This is a genomic window from Streptomyces sp. NPDC107521 (genome assembly GCF_055598485.1).
Genome location: NZ_JBVKAT010000021.1, coordinates 15413 through 33957 on the forward strand (window position 1 = coordinate 15413; position 18545 = coordinate 33957).

Annotated in this window: 15 protein-coding genes and 1 pseudogene; 13 read left to right on the forward strand and 3 right to left on the reverse strand. The window is 75.8% G+C overall.

Features of this window, described 5'->3' with window-relative positions; genetic code table 11:
• Window positions 1-24: 24 nt before the first annotated feature.
• The 3 genes from ACZ7LB_RS26020 to ACZ7LB_RS26030 all read right to left on the reverse strand — a co-directional run bounded on the left by ACZ7LB_RS26020 (window position 25) and on the right by ACZ7LB_RS26030 (window position 5228).
• On the reverse strand, window positions 25-1695 hold the full coding sequence (locus ACZ7LB_RS26020; protein WP_471471641.1) for a response regulator transcription factor: 1671 nt from the start codon (window positions 1693-1695) through the stop codon (window positions 25-27).
• A gap of 223 nt (window positions 1696-1918) precedes the next feature.
• Window positions 1919-3673, reverse strand: coding sequence for a phenylacetic acid degradation protein PaaN (gene paaN, locus ACZ7LB_RS26025; RefSeq protein ID WP_471471642.1), 1755 nt, complete (start codon window positions 3671-3673; stop codon window positions 1919-1921).
• Between the two features lie 406 nt (window positions 3674-4079).
• On the reverse strand, window positions 4080-5228 hold the full coding sequence (locus tag ACZ7LB_RS26030; RefSeq protein WP_471471724.1) for an MFS transporter: 1149 nt from the start codon (window positions 5226-5228) through the stop codon (window positions 4080-4082).
• Window positions 5229-5433: 205 nt separating this feature from the next.
• On the opposite strand from ACZ7LB_RS26030, the gene ACZ7LB_RS26035 reads away from it, so the two are divergent.
• From ACZ7LB_RS26035 to ACZ7LB_RS26095, 13 genes and pseudogenes are all read left to right on the forward strand, one after another.
• The gene (locus ACZ7LB_RS26035) at window positions 5434-6378 is read left to right on the forward strand and encodes a LysR family transcriptional regulator (RefSeq protein WP_471471725.1); all 945 of its coding nucleotides are present in this window, start codon (window positions 5434-5436) and stop codon (window positions 6376-6378) included.
• A 248-nt stretch (window positions 6379-6626) separates the two neighbouring features.
• Window positions 6627-7610, forward strand: coding sequence for a 1,2-phenylacetyl-CoA epoxidase subunit PaaA (gene paaA / locus ACZ7LB_RS26040; RefSeq protein ID WP_471471643.1), 984 nt, complete (start codon window positions 6627-6629; stop codon window positions 7608-7610).
• On the forward strand, window positions 7607-7900 hold the full coding sequence (gene paaB / locus ACZ7LB_RS26045; protein WP_161227743.1) for a 1,2-phenylacetyl-CoA epoxidase subunit PaaB: 294 nt from the start codon (window positions 7607-7609) through the stop codon (window positions 7898-7900). The genes paaA and paaB overlap by 4 nt, the downstream gene beginning before the upstream one ends.
• A gap of 9 nt (window positions 7901-7909) precedes the next feature.
• Window positions 7910-8737, forward strand: a complete 828-nt coding sequence (gene paaC / locus ACZ7LB_RS26050; protein WP_471471644.1) for a 1,2-phenylacetyl-CoA epoxidase subunit PaaC — start codon at window positions 7910-7912, stop codon at window positions 8735-8737.
• Window positions 8731-9237, forward strand: coding sequence for a 1,2-phenylacetyl-CoA epoxidase subunit PaaD (paaD, locus tag ACZ7LB_RS26055; RefSeq protein ID WP_471471645.1), 507 nt, complete (start codon window positions 8731-8733; stop codon window positions 9235-9237). The genes paaC and paaD overlap by 7 nt, the downstream gene beginning before the upstream one ends.
• Window positions 9238-10344 (forward strand): 1,2-phenylacetyl-CoA epoxidase subunit PaaE, encoded by a 1107-nt coding sequence (gene paaE, locus ACZ7LB_RS26060; protein WP_471471646.1) that lies wholly within the window; start codon window positions 9238-9240, stop codon window positions 10342-10344.
• A gap of 363 nt (window positions 10345-10707) precedes the next feature.
• Window positions 10708-12630: pseudogene (locus ACZ7LB_RS26065) on the forward strand (sensor histidine kinase); the annotation flags it as partial.
• A 1097-nt stretch (window positions 12631-13727) separates the two neighbouring features.
• Window positions 13728-14162, forward strand: coding sequence for a roadblock/LC7 domain-containing protein (locus ACZ7LB_RS26070; protein WP_471471647.1), 435 nt, complete (start codon window positions 13728-13730; stop codon window positions 14160-14162).
• On the forward strand, window positions 14159-14536 hold the full coding sequence (locus ACZ7LB_RS26075; protein WP_471471648.1) for a DUF742 domain-containing protein: 378 nt from the start codon (window positions 14159-14161) through the stop codon (window positions 14534-14536). The genes ACZ7LB_RS26070 and ACZ7LB_RS26075 overlap by 4 nt, the downstream gene beginning before the upstream one ends.
• Window positions 14514-15137, forward strand: coding sequence for a GTP-binding protein (locus ACZ7LB_RS26080; RefSeq protein ID WP_471471649.1), 624 nt, complete (start codon window positions 14514-14516; stop codon window positions 15135-15137). Before ACZ7LB_RS26075 ends, ACZ7LB_RS26080 begins: the two co-directional genes overlap by 23 nt.
• Window positions 15138-15210: 73 nt before the next feature.
• The gene (locus ACZ7LB_RS26085) at window positions 15211-15804 is read left to right on the forward strand and encodes a GAF domain-containing protein (protein WP_471471650.1); all 594 of its coding nucleotides are present in this window, start codon (window positions 15211-15213) and stop codon (window positions 15802-15804) included.
• Between the two features lie 483 nt (window positions 15805-16287).
• The gene (gene tdh / locus ACZ7LB_RS26090; RefSeq protein ID WP_471471651.1) at window positions 16288-17316 is read left to right on the forward strand and encodes an L-threonine 3-dehydrogenase; all 1029 of its coding nucleotides are present in this window, start codon (window positions 16288-16290) and stop codon (window positions 17314-17316) included.
• Between the two features lie 28 nt (window positions 17317-17344).
• On the forward strand, window positions 17345-18538 hold the full coding sequence (locus ACZ7LB_RS26095) for a glycine C-acetyltransferase (RefSeq protein ID WP_471471652.1): 1194 nt from the start codon (window positions 17345-17347) through the stop codon (window positions 18536-18538).
• Window positions 18539-18545: the final 7 nt, after the last annotated feature.

The window sequence follows — 18545 nt, forward strand, 5'->3', positions numbered from 1 at the left end:
GGGGGAGGGGCCGGGACGGGGGCGTCAGCCGCGCGGGGCGGAGGAACCGGCGCCGGACAGGGCCGACGGGGGTACCGGCGCGGCCGTCGCCGGGGCGGCGGCCGGGCGGGGGGCCAGCGGTGCCAGCAGGGTGGGGGCGAGCGGGGCGCCGTCCGGGCCCGCCCCGGGCGCGACGGGGGCGCCGGCCGGGGGCCGGTGGTGTTCGGCGACCGCCCGCAGCAGGTCGATGCGGGAGTTCACCCCGTAGCTCTTGAAGAGCCTGCGCAGGTGGTAGTTGACGGTGTGGGGGGAGAGCCCGAGGCGGGTGGCCGCCTGGCGGTTGGTCAGCCCCTGGGAGACCAGGAGGACCAGCTCCCGCTGTCGCCGGTTGAGCAGCGGACCCGGGACGCCGTACCGCGGCGGCTCGGCCTCCGCCTCCCGGAACCCGTCCGGGGCCACCGTGCCGGGCGGGACCGGGGACCCGTCCGGCACGCCCCCTCTCGCGGCCCGCTCCGCCGCGGAGAACGGCCAGTGGCCGCCGGGCGGGCAGCCGTCCCAGGGGCCGGGACCAGGGCCGGGTCCAGGGCCGGGTCCGGCACCCGCCCCGGGGAGGCGCCGGACCGTCGTCGCGGGCGGCGGGGCGGCCCCGCCGTCCGGGACCCGGACCCCCGCCCGGAACGGGGCGCCGGGCCGGGCACCGCCCGACGCGCGCAGCAGGGCCGCCTCCTGGCGCAGCACCCGCTTGAGCGCGTCGGGCACCGCGTCCCGGACCGCCTGGCGCATGAACCCGCTGTGGAAGGCGAGCCGGTCGGCCGCGTGCCGGACGACTCCGGTGGCGCACGCCTCCTCCATGACCGGCAGCAGCGCCGACAGCGGGCGGCCGAGCATGGCCGACAGCTCGGTGTACTCCACCTCGGTGCCGAGCACGGCGGCCACGTTCAGGAACTGCCTGCACTCCCGGGAGTACTGGGCGAGGGTGGTGCGCAGCCGGGTGCGCACCCGGTCCGGCAGCCGCGTCCCGGTCAGCCGGGCCCGGCCGCCGTCGACGCGGAGGGTGCCCTCCTCCCGCATCCCGGTGAGCAGTTCGGTGAGCAGCCAGGGGTGGCCGCCGGCCCGCTCCACGAGCCGGGCCACCGAGGGGCCGGGCGGTGCGCCCAGCAGATCCGCCGCCAGCCGCAGTGCGGCGTCGTCGCCGAGCGGGCCCAGGACCAGGTGTTCGTGGCGGCGGCGGGGGTCGGAGAGCAGGACGCCGCGCGGGTCGTGGCCGGTGTCGGTACGGCGCGCCGCCAGCCAGACGACCCGGTCGTGCGGGAGGCCGTGCCGGGGGAGGAGCCCCGCTCCGGTCCCGGCGGCCGGGTCGGGGCCCTGGAGCCCGTCCAGGACGACCAGGACGGGGTCGCCGCCGGGGTGGCCGGTGCGGCCGGCCGGGGCCGTCCCGCCGGGTCCGGGGAGCGGGCCGGGCGCCTGGGGGCCCGCGGCGTGGCGCGGGGGAGGGCAGGGGAGGCCGCCCGGTCCGGCCAGGGTGTAGCCGAGTTGCTCGCCCAGGGCCATGGCGGCGCGCAGCAGCCGTGTCTTGCCGTGGCCCGGGGGCGCCTCGACGAGGATCAGGGCGGTGCCGCCCCGGAGGGCCGCCTCCAGGACGGCGGCGATCCGGGCCAGTTCGCGCGCGCGGCCGCGCAGCGGGAGATCGAGGGTCGGGGTGGGGGTCGAGAGCATGGGGGGTCACTCCCTGAGGGTCAGGAGGATCGCGGAAGGGGGACGCGCGGTGAGAGGCGGAGGCGGAGGGGGAGAGGGTGAAACGGCCGGGTGGGGGTGCCGCCGGGCGCGGGGGCGCGGGCCGTCCGTGTCCCCGGGACGGCCGGTGGGAGGGCGGGTGGGGAGGGCCGTCGTGTGCCGTCGTCGCGGGGCGTTCCAGCGTGGGCCGGTGGCGCGGGGGCGCTCAGTCCGGGGAGCGGTGGCGGCGGACGCCCACCGTGTGGAAGCGGCCGCCGACGAAGGCGGCGTCGCAGTAGACCGCGTCGGCCGCCGGGTTCAGCCCCGTGCCGTGCAGGTCCGAGTAGACGGCGGACTGGGTGATGTACCAGTGGCCCATCAGGTTGAGGGACAGCATGACGCCCGCCTCGGCACAGGCGTCCTCCAGCGCGGCCCGTGTCGCCGGGGAGACGGTCCAGGCGCCGGCCGAGAGCGAGCCGCGCTCCCGGGCGGTGCGGGCCAGCAGGTCGACGCCCGCCCGGGCGGAGTCGACGGCGACCGCGAAGTGCACGGGGCCCAGCCACTCGGCGGACAGGGTGGCCAGGTCGCCGGGGCGCGCCGCGTCGAGGGCGACCACGGCGGGGGTCCGGACCACCGCGTCCGGGTGGCCGGGGTGGACGATCCGGCGGGGGGCGACGGCCACCGGGCCGAGGGCGCCGGACGCGGCCCTGTCCACCCGGGCCAGCACCTCGGGCGAGAGCAGGGCGCCGAGGACGGAGACGGCGGACGCGGGGTCCGCGAGCAGCTCCGCCAGCGCGCCGCCGAGGTCCGTCAGCACCTCGTCGAAGGACTTGTGCCCCTCGTCGGTGGCGATGCCGTCCCGGGGGACCAGCAGGTTCTGCGGGCTGGTGCAGAGCTGGCCGCTGTAGAGGGCGAGGCCGAAGGCCAGGTTGGCCAGCATGCCCCGGTAGGCGTCGGTGGACTCGATGAGCAGGCTGTTGACGGCCGACGTGCTGGTGAAGACCCGGGCCCCGGAGGCGTTGCGGCGCAGCCAGTCACCGAAGCCGGTGGTGCCCGAGTAGTCCACGATCCGCACGTCGGGGTGGACGGCGAGCCGCCGGGCGAGCCCCTCGCCGGGCCGTTCGGGGGCCAGGCACACCAGATCGGGGTCGAACCCGGTCTCCGCCAGCACCTCCCGGGCGGTGCGCACGGTCAGCGCGAGCGGCAGCACGGCGCTCGGATGGGGCTTGACGAGGACGGGGTTGCCGGTGGCGAGCGAGGCGAAGAGACCGGGATAGCCGTTCCACGCGGGGAAGACGCTGTTGCAGACGAGCAGCGAGACCCCGCGGGGCCGGAGGGTGAACGTCTTGTCCAGGACGAACGGTCCGCCGTCCGGCATCGGCTTGCTCCAGACGACGGAGCCGGGCAGCCGGGTCTGCTCCGCCACGGCCTGGGCGACGGCCTCCAGCCCCCGGTCCTGGGCGTGGACGGCCCCGGCGTGGAAGGCCATCACCGGGTTGTGGCCGCTGGTGTGCTCGGCGGCCAGGGCCAGTTCGTGCGAGGCGGCGTTGAGCCGGGCCAGGATCTCCGCGCAGACGGCGGCCCGCGCCGGGACGCCCGCCTCGCGCCACCGCGGCATGGCCCGCCGCATGGCGGCGACGAGGACGTCGGGGTCGTGGTGCGGGTAGGCGATGCCCAGTTCGGGCCCGTAGGGCGAGCGCTCGCCGCCCTCGGCGGGGGACGGGCCGACGAGTCCGTCCCGGCCCGGCTGGCCGAGGTCGAGGGTACGGCCGCGCAGGGCCGCGAGGGCGTCCCGGGCGGACGCCGCCGCGTCGGGGCCGTAGGCGGCGGGGTCCTCCGGGTAGGGCGACCAGTGCGCCCGGGTGCGGAGGGTCTCGCGGGCCCGGTCGAGGGTCGGTCCGTGCCGCCGCGCCAGCTCCCCGAGAAGGGCCGCCGGGGACGTCGCACCCCCGGCCGGGGGTAAGGTTCCGGTCTTTTCCACTTCTGTGCCCCTCCCGTCGTTCGAGACACGGTCGGAGCTCCGCCGGGGCCGGCCCGGTGGGTGTCACCCGGCCCGGACGCGTCCGCGCGGCCGGATCGCGGCGGTGCGCGGACGTCCTTCCCCCGATTCCCGTGATCGCGTCTCGTCTCCATGGACCGAACGACGTCCATCCCATCACAACAAGAGCCGCAGAACGCAAGAGTTGATAGCGAATAGGTATGGAAGGAAATATTCCGTCCATACTTCGGCATACCCCTCACACGCTGCGGTTACGGCGGCGCCATGTCCAAAGGGCGGGGAGCGGGCGGGGAGCGGGCGCGGAGGGGTGCGGTCCGGTGGCCGACGGGGGACGAGGGACCACCGGACCGAGCCGGACGGCCCATGGGGAGCCGTCCGGCCGCTCTGCTCACTCCTGCGGCGCCACCGCGGCGGCCGGGGAGGGGGCCCGCCCGAGTGCGCTGACCAGGAGCGCGCCGAGGGCCAGCGCGCCGCCCAGCCAGAGCACCGACTCGATGCCCGGACCGTCCGCGGCCCGGCCGCCCGCGAAGGCGCCCAGGGCGATGGCCCCGTTGAACACGCCCACGAACAGGGAGGTCACGCCCTCCCGCGCCTGCGGTGCGGCCAGCGCCAGCCAGGTCTGGGTGCTCACCGACACCCCGCCGTAGGCAAGTCCCCACACCACCAGCAGGATCGCGGCACCGGTCACGGAGAGCCCCAGCAGCGGGACCAGCAGCACCGAGGCCGCCAGCGCCGCGCTGATCACCACGAGGACGCCCCGCACCGACCGCCCGACCCGGGCGCCGACCAGGAAGTTGCCCGCGATGCCCGCGATGCCGTAGACGAGCAGCAGGGTGCCGATCGTCGAGTCCCGGACGCCGGACACGTCCTCCAGGACCGGCCTGACATAGGTGTAGGCGGCGAAGTGGCCGGTCACCAGCAGGGCCACCACGGCGAGTCCGGAGGCCACCCGGGGGTTGCCGAACAGCCGCAGCACACCGCCCAGGGCGACCGCCCGCTCGGCGGGCAGCGGGGGCAGCAGCACCGCCATGGCGACCGTCACCACCAGCGCCAGCCCGGCGATGGCGAGGAACGCCTCGCGCCAGCCCGCCAGTTCACCGATGTACACACCGGCCGGGACGCCCAGCACCGAGGCGATGGCGATTCCGCTGAAGATCATGGAGGTCGCCGGTCCGACGGACCGGGCCGGGACCAGCCGGACGCCGAGCCCGCCCGCGAGCGACCACACGCCGCCCATGCCGACGCCGACCAGCACCCGGGCGGCCATCATCACCGCGAAGTTCGGCGACCAGGCGGCCAGCACATTGGCCAGCGCCAGGAGCAGCATCAGGGAACAGAGCACCACGCGGCGGTCGAGCCGCCCCACCGCCGAGGTGACCAGCGGCGCGGAGAAGGCGCCGACCAGCCCGGTGACGGTGAGCGTCAGCCCCGCCGTCCCCTCGCTGACGTCCAGCGCCCCGCCGATCGGCGTGAGCAGTCCCACCGGCAGCATCTCCGACGTGACCACGGTGAACGTTCCGGCCGCCACCGCGACCACCGCGGGCCACCCGCGGCTCCCGGCCCCCCTCGACGCGGGCTGCTGTACGGACAGATCCTCAACTTTTGCCATGGTCCCAGCCAACTCGGCGGCCGGAGGCGGAACAAGCGTGAACTTCTCATGCTTCCATGAGGTGGGCTAATCGATCGGCGCGCGGAGCGGACACCCGGCGACCGCGCGTGCGCGCAGTGTGGGAGGCATGACCATGACCGTCATCGGTCCGGGGGTCCCCGGGGGGAACCCCCCGTCGGGGGGTTCCGTGGAGATCCGCGAGCTGGAGTGCTTCCTGGTCCTCGCCGAGGAGCTCCACTTCGGCCGGACGGGGGAGAGGCTGTACGTCTCCCAGGGCCGGGTGAGCCAGCTCATCCGCGCCCTGGAGCGGCGCATAGGCGCCCGCCTGGTCGACCGCACGAGCCGCAGGGTGCGGCTCACCCCCCTCGGCGAGGACTTCCTCGGCTCCCTGCGCCCCGCCTACGCCGCCCTGCGCGCCACCGTCGAGAACGCCCGCGCCGCGGCCCTCGGCGGCGGGCCCCTGCGCATCGGCTTCCAGGGCGTCGCGGGGTACGGCTTCATGGAGGTGGTGCGGGAGTTCGAGGACCGCCACCCCGGCTGCGAGTCCCGGATCACCGAGCTGCCGCTCTCCGACCCCTTCGGGCCGCTGCACCGCGACGAGGTGGACACCGCCGTCGTCCTGCTGCCGGTCCAGGAGCCCGACTTCGTCCTCGGGCCGGTCTTCTCCCGCCAGCCGCAGTACCTGGCGGTCTCCCGGCGCCACCCCTTCGCCGGGCGGGCCGTCCTGGACGCGGAGGAGCTGGCCGACTCGCCCCTCGTCGGGGTGGCCGCCCCGGCGCCCGGCTACTGGCGCGAGGTCCAGGCGCCCACCCGCACCCCGGGCGGTGCCCCGGTCCCGCAGGGCCCGGCGGTGGGCACCCTCCAGGAGGGGCTGTCGCTGGTCGCGGCGGGCCGGGGCGTGATGCTGCTGTGCCGGCCGACCACCGAGTACCACCACCGCCGGGACGTGTCGTACGTCCCGGTCACCGGGGTCCCCGAGTCCGCGCTCGGCCTGGTCTGGCACGGTGACCGGGAGAACGCGCGGGTCCGCGCCTTCGCGGAGGCGGTGGCGGGCGACCTCTCCCGGCTGGGGCTCTGAGCCCGGCGCCCGGCTCCACGGGCCCGGGTTCCACGGGCTCCCCGGCTCCCGGACGGCGATCGCGGCCCCGGCTCCCGGCTCTCCGGCGGCGACCGCCTCCCCGGCTCCCGGCCCGGGGACCGCGCTTCACCGCCGTCATCGCACCCGGTCCCCGCGCCGTCACCGGGCGCTCCCCCGGCTCTTGCCCGGCGGGCGGAAAGCCGCCACACTGGTACCGAACGAATGGTCGGTTGGGAAGCTGGTACTCGATGACGACGACACACTCCACCGGGGCGCCGGACACCGCCCCGGACCCGCTGCTGGAGCACTTCGACGCCACCATCGCGCGGGACCGGCGCGTCGAGCCGCGCGACTGGATGCCGGACGCCTACCGGGCCACGCTCGTGCGGCAGATCGCCCAGCACGCGCACTCGGAGATCATCGGCATGCAGCCCGAGGGCGAGTGGATCACCCGCGCCCCCTCCCTGCGCCGCAAGGCGATCCTCTTCGCCAAGGTCCAGGACGAGGCCGGCCACGGGCTCTACCTGTACTCGGCGGCGGAGACCCTGGGCGTCGACCGCGCCGACCTCACCCAGCGGCTCGTCGAGGGGCGCCAGAAGTACTCGTCGATCTTCAACTACCCCACGCTCGGCTTCGCCGACGTCGGAGTGATCGGCTGGTTCGTGGACGGCGCCGCCATCTGCAACCAGGTGCCCCTGTGCCGCAGTTCGTACGGCCCCTACGCGCGCGCGATGGTCCGCATCTGCAAGGAGGAGTCCTTCCACCAGCGCCAGGGCTACGAGCTGCTGATGACCATGATGCGCGGCACCGACGCCCAGCGGGAGATGGTCCAGGACGCGGTGGACCGCTGGTGGTGGCCGTCCCTGATGATGTTCGGGCCGCCCGACGACGCCTCGCCCAACTCGGCCCGCTCGATGGCCTGGAAGATCAAGCGGCACAGCAACGACGAACTGCGCCGGCGCTTCGTCGACATGACCGTCCCCCAGGCCGCCCGGCTCGGCGTCACCCTCCCCGACCCCGAGCTGCGCTGGAACGAGGAGCGCGGCCACCACGACTTCGGCACCCCCGACTGGGACGAGCTGACCCGTGTCATCAAGGGCGACGGCCCGTGCAACGCGCAGCGGATGGAGCGGCGCCGCACCGCCCACGAGGAGGGCGCCTGGGTGCGCGAGGCCGCCACCGCCCACGCGGCCAAGCGGGCCGCCCGTGCCGGGAAGGGAGCCGCGGCATGACCGCCGGACAGCAGGGCTGGCCGCTGTACGAGGTGTTCGTGCGCGGCAAGCGCGGCCTCAACCACGTCCACGTCGGCTCGCTGCACGCCGCCGACGACGCGATGGCGCTCACCCACGCCCGGGACCTCTACACCCGGCGCAACGAGGGCGTGAGCATCTGGGTGGTGCGCTCCGAGCACATCGCCGCCACCACGCGCGACGAGAAGGACCCCTTCTTCGCCCCCAGCGCCGACAAGGTCTACCGCCACCCCACCTTCTACGACATCCCCGAGGACGTCCCGCACATCTAGGAGCAGGGCATGAGCGACGACCACGTCTACCTGTCCCTCACCGAGGGGCACGAGGACGACGCCCGCTGGGCCTACGGCACCGGCTTCGAGTCCCCGCTGCACGGTGTCGACACCACCGTGCCCGAGGGCGTCGACACCGCCGCCCTGGCCGCCGGGTGCGTGGCCCTCGGGGACGACGCCCTGGTCCTCGCCCAGCGGCTCGCGGAGTGGACGACCCGGGCCCCCGAGCTGGAGGAGGAGGTCGCGCTCGCCAACATCGGCCTCGACCTCATCGGCCAGGCCCGGCTGCTCTACTCCCGCGCCGGACAGGCCGACGGCACCGGCCGGGACGAGGACGCCTACGCCTACTTCCGGGACGCCGACGCCTTCCGCAACGTCCGCCTGGCCGAACTCCCCAACGGCGACTTCGCGTTCACCGTCGTCCGGCTGCTGGTGCTCGCGAGCTGGCGCCTCGCGCACTTCGAGCGGCTCCTCCCGCACCCCGACCCCGTCCTCGCCGCGGTCGCCGCCAAGGGCGCCAAGGAACTGGCCTACCACCGCCAGTACGCCGCCGAGTGGGTGGTGCGCCTCGGTGACGGCACCGAGGAGTCGCACCGCCGCACCCGCGCCGCCCTGGAGCAGGTGGCCCCCTACCTGGACGAGCTGTTCGCCGCGTACGACGTGCGCGCGCAGGTCGACGCCGTACTGCGGCAGGTCACCGAGGAGGCCGGCCTCCCCGCGCCGCGGGGCCCCGGGCTGCCCGGCTCCGGCCGCGACGGCGTCCACACCGGCCATCTCGCGCCCCTGGTCGAGGAGTTGCAGAGCGTGGCCCGCGCCCACCCGGAGGCGACATGGTGACCACCCCGCCGGACGTCCGCCGCGCCCGCCGCGTCGCCGGACGGGTGCCGGACCCCGAGCTCCCCATACTCACCCTCGCCGACCTCGGCGTGCTGCGCGGCGTCGAGATGACCGGGGACGGCACGGTCGTCGCGAGCCTCACCCCCACCTACTCCGGCTGCCCCGCCATGGCCGAGATGCGCGCCGACGTCGCCGCGCGGCTGCGCGGGGCGGGATACCCCCGGGTGGAGATCCGCACCGTGCTCAGCCCGCCGTGGACCAGCGACTGGATCACCGAGGAGGGCCGCCGCAAGCTCGCCGAGCACGGCATCGCCCCGCCCGGCGCCGCGCCCCGGGGCCCGGTCCCCCTGGTGCTGTCGCCCACCCGGCGCACCGTGCCCTGCCCCCGCTGCGGCTCGGCCCGGACCGAGGAGACCTCCCGCTTCGCCGCCACGGCCTGCAAGGCGCTCTGGCGCTGCCTGGACTGCCGCGAGCCGTTCGAGTACCTCAAGGAGATCTAGATGGCCCCGACCGCCCCCGCCGCGCGGACCCCCGCCGGCGTCCGCCGCCGTCCCCGCTTCCACCGGCTGCGTGTCGCCGCCGTCCAGCGGCTCTGCGCGGACGCGGTGGCCGTCGGCTTCGAGGTGCCGGACGAGCTGGCCGGGGAGTTCGCCTTCGCGCCGGGCCAGTCGCTCACCCTGCGGCGGGAGGTCGACGGCCGGGACGAGCGGCGCACGTACTCGATCTGCTCCCCGGCCGGATCGCCGCCCCGGATCGGGGTGCGGGCGGTGCCCGGCGGCCTCTTCTCCTCCTGGCTGGTCGACGGGGTGCGCCCCGGCGACACCGTGGAGGTGATGGCCCCCACCGGCCTGTTCACGCCCGACCTGACCGTCCCCGGGCACCATGTGCTGATCGCGGCCGGCTCCGGCATCACCCCCATGATGTCCATCGCCGAGTCGGTCCTGGCCGCCGACGACCGCTCCACCGTCACCCTCTTCTACGGCAACCGCCGCACCGACACGGTGATGTTCGCCGACGAACTGGCCGACCTCAAGGACCTCCACCCGGCCCGCTTCCAGCTCGCCCACGTCCTCTCCCGGGAGCCCAGGGAGGCCGAGGTGCTCTCCGGACGGCTCGACGCGGAACGGCTCGCGGCCCTCGTCGGCGCCCTCGTCGACGTACGGGCCGCCGACCACTGGTGGCTGTGCGGCCCGCACGGCATGGTCCGCGACGCCCAGCGGGTCCTGACCGGGCTGGGCGTCCCCGCCGGCCGGGTCCACCGGGAGCTGTTCCACGCCGACGACGAACCCGTGCGGGAGATGCGGCACGAGGACGCCGGTCCCGACGGGCCGGTCAGCGAGGTCACCCTCACCCTGGACGGCCGCTCCACGACCCTCACCCTCCCCCGGGACCGGACCCTCCTCGACGGGGCCCAGCGGCACCGGCCCGACCTGCCCTTCGCCTGCAAGGGCGGCGTCTGCGGCACCTGCCGCGCCCTCGTCACCCGGGGCACGGCCGACATGCGGCGCAACTTCGCCCTCGAGGAGTCCGAGGTCGACGCCGGTTATGTGCTCACCTGCCAGTCGTACCCCGTCTCCGACACCCTGGCGGTGGACTACGACGGCTGACGGCCCGGGCGTGCCCTCCCGGGTCCGGAGGGCACGCCCGCCACGGTCACCGAACGTGACCGTTTCCGATCGGGTCCGACCGGTCGGACCCCCTTGGGGAACGGATGCTTCACCGGGTTATCGGGCTGTCGTACGACGCCTCATTCCAAGGCGGGACGCGGCCGGGGGACTTTGTCAACTGGCCACCGGGCAGGTCGCTCGGGCGACTACTGTCGGTGCCCGTCGGCCGACGCGGGACCGGGCCTCCGGTCCGTTCGGCCGGCGCCGCGATGACGCGTGCCCGCGTGACGTCGCGTGCCCGCGTGGCGTCCGCCGTACCCCGAGCGGCCGCCCAGGCCCGACGGACCAGTACGAGGATCCTCGATGTCTCACCTCCGCGCCCCCGCCGCGCGAGCGGACCGCCGTGAGGGCGGACGGCACGGCCGCCCCGCCGCCCGTACCGCCCCCGCGCTGCCCGAGACCCACATACGGCCCCAGCTCCTGCGCCTCGCCGTGCTGCCGCCCATCGCGGTGGCCCTCGGCGGCTGCGCGGCCGTGCTGTTCACCGTCCGGTCGACGGCCGTCCCGCCCGGCCCCGCGCTGTGGGGGGTCCTCGCCGGGGCCGTCTCACTGACCCTCGCGGCCGTCGCCATCGCGGCCATCGCCGCCGACCGCGCCGCGCGCTCCGTCCACGAGCGGGTCGGCGCGCTGCGCCGCGACACCGTGCGCGACGAGGGCGAACTGCGCGCCGTGGTCGAGGCGATGCGGCGCGGCGAGGGCCCGCCCCCGCGCACCCCGCGCGGCGGCCCCCCGAAGGACGCCGACGACTTCGACCTGCTCGCGGGCGACCTCGCCCGGGCCCACGACGGCGCCCTCACCGCCGTCGTCGAGGCCGCGCAGCTCTCCAGCCAGACCGGCAGCGAACAGAAGCTGGAGGTCTTCGTCAACCTCGCCCGGCGGCTGCAGTCGCTCGTGCACCGGGAGATCTCGATCCTGGACGAGCTGGAGAACGCGATCGAGGACCCGGACCTGCTCAAGGGCCTCTTCCACGTCGACCACCTCGCCACCCGCGTCCGCCGCCACGCCGAGAACCTCGCCGTGCTCGGCGGCGCCGTCTCCCGCCGCCAGTGGAGCAACCCGGTCGACATGACCGAGGTGCTCCGCTCGGCCATCGCCGAGGTCGAGCAGTACTCCCGGGTCCGCCTGGTGCCGCCCATCGACGGCACCCTGCGCGGCCACGCCGTCGCGGACGTCATCCATCTGCTGGCCGAACTCGTCGAGAACGCCACCGTGTTCTCCGCGCCCCACACACCCGTCCTGCTCCGCGCGGGCCTCGTCACCTCCGGGCTCGCCGTGGAGGTCGAGGACCGGGGGCTCGGCATGCCCGCCGACGAGCAGCACCGGATGAACGCCCTGCTCGCCGACCCCGACCAGGTCAACGCCGCCCGGATGCTCGCCGACGGCCGCATCGGGCTCTACGTGGTCTCCATGCTGGCCAGACGGCACGGGATCACCGTGCGGGTGCAGTCCAACATCTACGGCGGGGTCCAGGCCGTCCTGGTCCTGCCGCAGGACCTGCTGGGCGCGGCGGCCACCGGGCCCGCCGACGGGCTCCGTCCGGAGGAGGCGCCCGGCGCGGCTCTCGGCGCGGGTCCCGGCGCCGGGGCGTCGGCGGGGGCGGTGGTGGAGGCGGTGGCCGTGGCACCGCCGGTGGAACCGCGCCCGGCGGTGCCCTCCCCGGCCGCCGCGCCGCGGGCCGCCGGGGACCGGACCGCCGGACACCCGGCCGCCGCGGGGCCGGACACCGCCGGGCGGAACGGTTCCGCCCCGCACGTCCCGGCGCCCGGGGTGCCGCCCGGGAACGACGGAGCCCCGCCGCGGCTGCCGGTGCGGGGGGCCCGGGGGGAGCGGTCCGGATCGCCCGCCGTGTTTTCGCCGTCCGCTGCCGTGCCGTCCGTCGCCCCGCCGTCCGCTGCCGCGCCGTCCGTTTCCGGGCCGGACGCCCGGTCCGACGGTGCCCGGGGCCCCGGGGGTTCCGTCCGCCCCGTCGGAACCCCGGCCGCCCCGCCCGCGCCCCGAGGTCTTCGGGACGGGGCCGCGGACCGGCCCCGGCTGCCCCGCCGCCGGGCCCTGGAGCATCTGGTGCCGCAGTTGCGCGGCGGTCCCGCACCGCGCCAGGAGCCCCGCCCGGAGCACCCGGCCGGGCACGACCCCGGTCTGATGGCGGCCTTCCGGCGCGGTATCGGCCTCGCGGAGGCCCGGCACGCCCTGACGGACACCGACGCCCCGGTGGCACCGGACCCCGGGGCGGGCCCTGCCCCGGAACCGGGCCACGGCTCCATGGACCGATCTCCGCTGCTCCCGCTCCGAGGGGAACCGCGCCCCCCGGCGCCCGGGTACAACGGGTCCGGGCCCATCGGCCCGGGGCACACCGGGGCCGGGGACACGGAGCCCGGCCGTACGGAGCCCCGCCTCGCGGACCGCGGGGAGCCCGGTCCCGGTCACATGGACCCGAGCTTCATGGAGCGGGGCCTCAGGGACTCCGGCCACGCGGAACCGGGCTTCCTGGAGCAGGGCCATGGGCAACCGGGCCTCAAGGCAGAGGGATCCGGTCACGGTGAACCGCGTCCCGTGGAGTCCGGCCACCGTGAAAGGGGCCCCTTGGGGTCCGGCCACGGCGAACCGGGCCCCGTGGAGCCGGGCCACCCGGCGATCGGGTACGAGGGGAGCGGGCGGTTCCTTCCCGCTCCCAGGGACCCCCGTCACCCGGAACCCCCTCGCCCGGGGGCCGGTCCGGCCGAACCGGGGCGGAGCGGCCCCCGTCCCCCGGAGCCGCGCCCGGCGGAACCCTTGCGGACGGAACCCCGTCACATGGAGGCCCGTCCCCTGGAACCCCGTCACATGGAGCCCCGGTACAGGGAGTTCAGCGACATGGAGACCCGCACGGCGGACCCCGGTCCGCGGCATGCCCCTGCGGGGGAACCCCGTCCCACCGACCCCCGGCACGCGGCACCCCGTCCGCCGGAGCCCGGTGGCCCCACGGCGCCCCCGTACCCGGCCCCCGGCTCCGTGGACAGCGCGCACCCCGGCCTCCTGGAGCCGTCCCGTGCCGCCTGGCGCCGCACGGCACCCGCCCGCACCACCCGGGGCCGGGCGGAGGACGGAACCGGAACCGGCGCACCGGCCCGCGGCGAGCCGCCCCACCGGGGCGCGGCGCGGGACCTCCCCCCGGACGCGCCCCCCGCGGCCCCGCCTCCCCCCGGCGGACCCGTGCCCGCGCCGCCCGCTCCCGGGGACCCCGCCGGATGACCGCCCCGCCGGGCGGCCCGGCCCTCCCCGTCCGTCCGACCACCGCCCCCACCAGGGCTCCCGCAGCACTTCCCACCCCAAGGAGTCGATCCACCATGGCGAGCGACGCGCCGACGCGCCCCGCATCCGACCTCGACTGGCTGATGAGCGGCCTCGTGCAGCGCGTGCCGCACACCACCAGCGCGGTGCTGCTGTCCTGCGACGGACTGGTGAAGTCCGTCCACGGGCTGGACGGGGACAGCGCCGACCACATGGCGGCCCTGGCCTCCGGCCTGTACTCGCTCGGCCGCAGCGCCGGAGTCCGCTTCGGCGACGGCGGCGACGTGCGCCAGGTCGTCGTCGAACTGGACTCGACCCTCCTCTTCGTCACCACCGCGGGCTCCGGCACGTGCCTCGCCGTGCTGGCGGGCCGGGAGGCCGACGCCGCCGTGCTCGGCTACGAGATGGCCATGCTGGTCAAGAGCGTCCGGCCCTATCTGGTCACCGCGCCCCGCCAGCACACCGGCGAACCCGCGGCGATGAGGCCGTGAGCGTGTCCGTCGCCGACGAGCCCTGGATCGACGACGCGGCCGGACGGCTGGTCCGCCCCTTCACCATCAGCAACGGCCGTACCCGGCCCAGCGTCGCGCTCGACCTGATGTCCCAGGTGCGGGCCACCGGAGCCGTCCCGCTCGGCTATCTCGGGCCCGAGCACACCCAGGCCCTCGCCCTGTGCCGGGCGCCCCGCGCGGTGGCCGAGCTGGCGGCCCGGCTCAGGCTCCCGGTGGCGGTCGCCAAGGTGCTGCTGTCGGACCTCGTCGACTGCGGCGCCCTGACCGCCGGGCCACCCGCCGCGTTCCACCACCACCCCACGGACCGGGCCCTTCTGGAGGCAGTGCTCGATGGACTACGACGACAGCTCTGACCGCGCCCGCACGGGCGGCCCCGAACCCTTCCCGACCGCGCTGAAGATCCTCGTGGCCGGCGGCTTCGGGGTCGGCAAGACCACCTTCGTCGGCGCGGTCAGCGAGATCGCGCCGCTGAGCACGGAGGAACTGCTCACCACCGTCAGCGCCGCCACCGACAGCCTGGACGGCATCGAGAACAAGCACGAGACGACCGTCGCCATGGACTTCGGCCGCATCACCCTCGACCGCGAGCATGTGCTCTACCTGTTCGGCACCCCCGGCCAGGAGCGGTTCTGGTTCATGTGGGACGAGCTGTGCGAGGGGGCGCTCGGCGCCGTGGTCATCGCCGACACCCGCCGCCTGGAGGAGTCGTTCGCCGCCGTCGACTTCTTCGAGGAGCGCGGGCTCGGCTTCGTCGTCGCGGTCAACGAGTTCGACGGCGGCCACCGCTACGACCCCGAGGAGGTGCGCGCCGCCATCGACCTGCGCCCCGACGTCCCCGTCGTGCCCTGCGACGCCCGGATCTCCAGTTCCGGGGTGCAGACCCTGGTGACCCTCGTACGCCATCTGATCGCCCGTACCCCGGCCGGTGCGGCGGGGCACGGCGTCCGCCGGTGACCACCCCCGCTCCCGCCGAACCCACCCCCACGGAGGCGCACATGACGCCCGCCCACAGCGACGGAGCCCGCCGATGAGCCACGACCCGCCGCGCCCGGCCGGACGCCTGCTGCTCACCCCGGAGGACCGGGAGGCGCCGGCCCGCGTCGGACGACTGCGCCTGCTCGGGCTCGCCGACGGCCCGGACCCCGCGCTCGACGCCTTCGCCGCCCATCTCGCCGCGCTCGTCGAGGCGCCCTACGCGATGGTCAACTTCCTGGTGGACAACGGCCAGTACTACGCCGGGCTGTGCGTGCCCGAGCCCGCGCCGCCCTCCCGCTCCGCGTCCGTCGCGCCCACCGGGGGCGCCCGTCCCGTCCTCCACCGCCTCCAGCCCCGCGACCACGGCTTCTGCCCCCATGTCGCGGTCCGCCGCAAGGCGCTGGTCCTGGACGACGTGCGCGACTACCCGAGGTTCGCCGGGAACTCCGTCGTCGACGCCTTCGGTATCCGCTCCTACCTCGGCGCCCCGCTCATCGACAGCACCGGGACGGCGCTGGGGACGGTGTCCGCCGCCGATGTGCGGCCCCGGACCTGGGGCCGGGCCGGTCTGGAGACCATCAAGGCGACCGCCGCCGATCTGGTGCGGCGCATCGAGCGCAGCGCGGAGGACGGCTTCCCGCTGTGACCGGCCGCGCCGGGCCGCGGAGGCGTGCGGCCCGGTGACGCGGGGCCACCGCGACGGAGGGCGGCCGGTGACGCGAGGGGCCGGTGCGACGCCGCGCACCGGGTGACCCCGGCGGCCCCGGCGCCCCGGCGGTGACCGCCCCGCACCCGGCACCCGCGCCCGGGAGCACCTGCGCCGGGGGCACCCGCGCCCGGGAGCACCCGCGCCAGGGGCACCCGCGTCCGGCACTCGCGCCGGGGGCACCAGCGTCCGGGCCCCTTCGGGAGCACCACTCCGGAGGCGCCGTCCGGAGCGCCCGGCCCGCCGGTGTCCCGCCGGTGCCCGCCCGGCGGCGTGAAGGAAAGCTGGGGCCGGGGTTAAGAAACGCTCGATGGACCGGGGCCGGTGCCGTACGGCAGATTGCTGTGCGCATCCACTTCCCTCCCCGGCCCCGGGTGCCTTCGGCATGCCCGGCGCCGGGACCTCACCCTCAGGAGCCCCGCGTTGAAGGCGCTGGTCAAGGACAAGGCGGAACCGGGGCTCTGGCTCGCGGACGTGCCGGAGCCCGCCGTCGGACCCGGCGACGTGCTGATCAAGGTGCTGCGCAGCGGCATCTGCGGCACCGACCTGCACATCCGGGACTGGGACGGCTGGGCGCGGCAGGCCGTCCGCACCCCTCTGATCGTCGGCCACGAGTTCGCCGGCGAGGTCGTGGCGACCGGCCGGGACGTCGTCGACGTCAAGACCGGCGACCGGGTCAGCGGCGAGGGCCACCTCGTCTGCGGCAAGTGCCGCAACTGCCTGGCCGGACGGCGCCACCTGTGCCGGGCCACGGTCGGCCTCGGCGTCGGCCGGGACGGGGCGTTCGCCGAGTACGTCGCCCTGCCCGCGTCCAACGTCTGGGTCCACCGCGTGCCCGTCGACCTCGACGTCGCCGCGATCTTCGACCCGTTCGGCAACGCCGTGCACACCGCGCTCTCCTTCCCGCTGGTCGGCGAGGACGTGCTCATCACCGGGGCCGGGCCGATCGGCCTGATGGCCGCCGCCGTGGCCCGGCACGCCGGGGCGCGCAACGTCGTGATCACCGACGTGAGCGAGGAGCGGCTGCGGCTGGCGCTCAAGGTCGGCGTGAGCCTCGCCCTCGACGTCTCGCGGGCCACCATCGCGGACGGCCAGCGCGACCTGGGCCTGCGCGAGGGCTTCGACGTCGGCCTGGAGATGTCCGGCCGCCCCGAGGCGCTGCGCGACATGATCGCCAACATGACGCACGGCGGCCGGATCGCGATGCTCGGCCTGCCCGCCGAGGAGTTCCCCGTCGACTGGGCCCGGATCGTCACCTCGATGATCACCCTCAAGGGCATCTACGGACGGGAGATGTTCGAGACCTGGTACGCCATGTCGGTACTGCTGGAGGGTGGACTGGACCTCACTCCGGTGATCACCGGGCGGTACTCCCACCGCGATTTCGAGGCGGCCTTCGCCGATGCCGCGAGCGGCAGGGGCGGCAAGGTCATCCTCGACTGGACCGCTTAATCCATCCGTCTCTTCAGGAGCCAGTGAGATGTTCGACTCCGTGCGCGACGACCTGCGCGCCACCCTCGACGAGATCCGCGCCGCCGGGCTGCACAAGCCGGAGCGGGTCATCGGCACCCCGCAGTCGGCGACCGTCGGCGTCACCTCGGGCGGCCGGCCCGGCGAGGTCCTCAACTTCTGCGCCAACAACTACCTCGGCCTCGCCGACCACCCCGAGGTCGTCGCCGCCGCCCACGCTGCCCTGGACCGCTGGGGCTACGGCATGGCCTCCGTCCGCTTCATCTGCGGCACCCAGGAGGTGCACAAGGAACTGGAGGCCCGGCTCTCCGCGTTCCTCGGCCAGGAGGACACCATCCTGTACTCCTCCTGCTTCGACGCCAACGGCGGCGTCTTCGAGACCCTCCTCGGCCCCGAGGACGCGGTGATCTCCGACGCCCTCAACCACGCCTCCATCATCGACGGCATCCGCCTCAGCAAGGCCCGCCGCCTCCGGTACGCCAACCGCGACATGCACGACCTGGAGACCCGGCTCAAGGCCGCCGGGGACGCCCGCCGCCGGCTGATCGTCACCGACGGCGTCTTCTCCATGGACGGCTACGTCGCGCCGCTGCGCGAGATCTGCGACCTGGCCGACCGCTACGACGCCATGGTCATGGTCGACGACTCGCACGCCGTCGGCTTCGTCGGCCCCGGCGGGCGGGGCACCCCCGAACTGCACGGCGTCATGGACCGGGTCGACATCATCACCGGCACCCTCGGCAAGGCGCTCGGCGGCGCCTCCGGCGGCTATGTCGCCGCCCGCGCCGAGATCGTCGCCCTGCTGCGCCAGCGCTCCCGGCCCTACCTGTTCTCCAACACCCTCGCCCCGGTGATCGCCGCCGCCTCCCTGAAGGTCCTCGACCTGCTGGAGTCCGCCGACGACCTGCGCGTGCGGCTGGCGGAGAACACCGCGCTGTTCCGCCGCCGGATGACCGGGGAGGGCTTCGACGTCCTCCCCGGCGACCACGCCATCGCCCCGGTGATGATCGGCGACGCGGCGCGGGCCGGACGGATGGCCGAGCTGCTGCTGGAACGCGGCGTCTACGTGATCGGCTTCTCCTACCCGGTGGTGCCGCAGGACCAGGCGCGCATCCGCGTCCAGCTCTCCGCCGCGCACTCCGCGGACGACGTGAACCGCGCGGTGGACGCCTTCGTGGCGGCCCGGGAGCAGCTCGACGCCTGACGGGGGC

Bases quoted from the DNA above. Each gene is read 5' to 3' on its own strand.
- ACZ7LB_RS26020 (WP_471471641.1), bottom strand. From the start codon at position 1,695: ATGCTCTCGACCCCCACCCCGACCCTCGATCTCCCGCTGCGCGGCCGC.
- ACZ7LB_RS26035 (WP_471471725.1), top strand. From the start codon at position 5,434: ATGACCGTCATCGGTCCGGGGGTCCCCGGGGGGAACCCCCCGTCGGGG.
- paaA (WP_471471643.1), top strand. From the start codon at position 6,627: ATGACGACGACACACTCCACCGGGGCGCCGGACACCGCCCCGGACCCG.
- paaB (WP_161227743.1), top strand. From the start codon at position 7,607: ATGACCGCCGGACAGCAGGGCTGGCCGCTGTACGAGGTGTTCGTGCGC.
- paaC (WP_471471644.1), top strand. From the start codon at position 7,910: ATGAGCGACGACCACGTCTACCTGTCCCTCACCGAGGGGCACGAGGAC.
- paaD (WP_471471645.1), top strand. From the start codon at position 8,731: ATGGTGACCACCCCGCCGGACGTCCGCCGCGCCCGCCGCGTCGCCGGA.
- paaE (WP_471471646.1), top strand. From the start codon at position 9,238: ATGGCCCCGACCGCCCCCGCCGCGCGGACCCCCGCCGGCGTCCGCCGC.
- ACZ7LB_RS26070 (WP_471471647.1), top strand. From the start codon at position 13,728: ATGGCGAGCGACGCGCCGACGCGCCCCGCATCCGACCTCGACTGGCTG.
- ACZ7LB_RS26080 (WP_471471649.1), top strand. From the start codon at position 14,514: ATGGACTACGACGACAGCTCTGACCGCGCCCGCACGGGCGGCCCCGAA.
- ACZ7LB_RS26085 (WP_471471650.1), top strand. From the start codon at position 15,211: ATGAGCCACGACCCGCCGCGCCCGGCCGGACGCCTGCTGCTCACCCCG.
- ACZ7LB_RS26095 (WP_471471652.1), top strand. From the start codon at position 17,345: ATGTTCGACTCCGTGCGCGACGACCTGCGCGCCACCCTCGACGAGATC.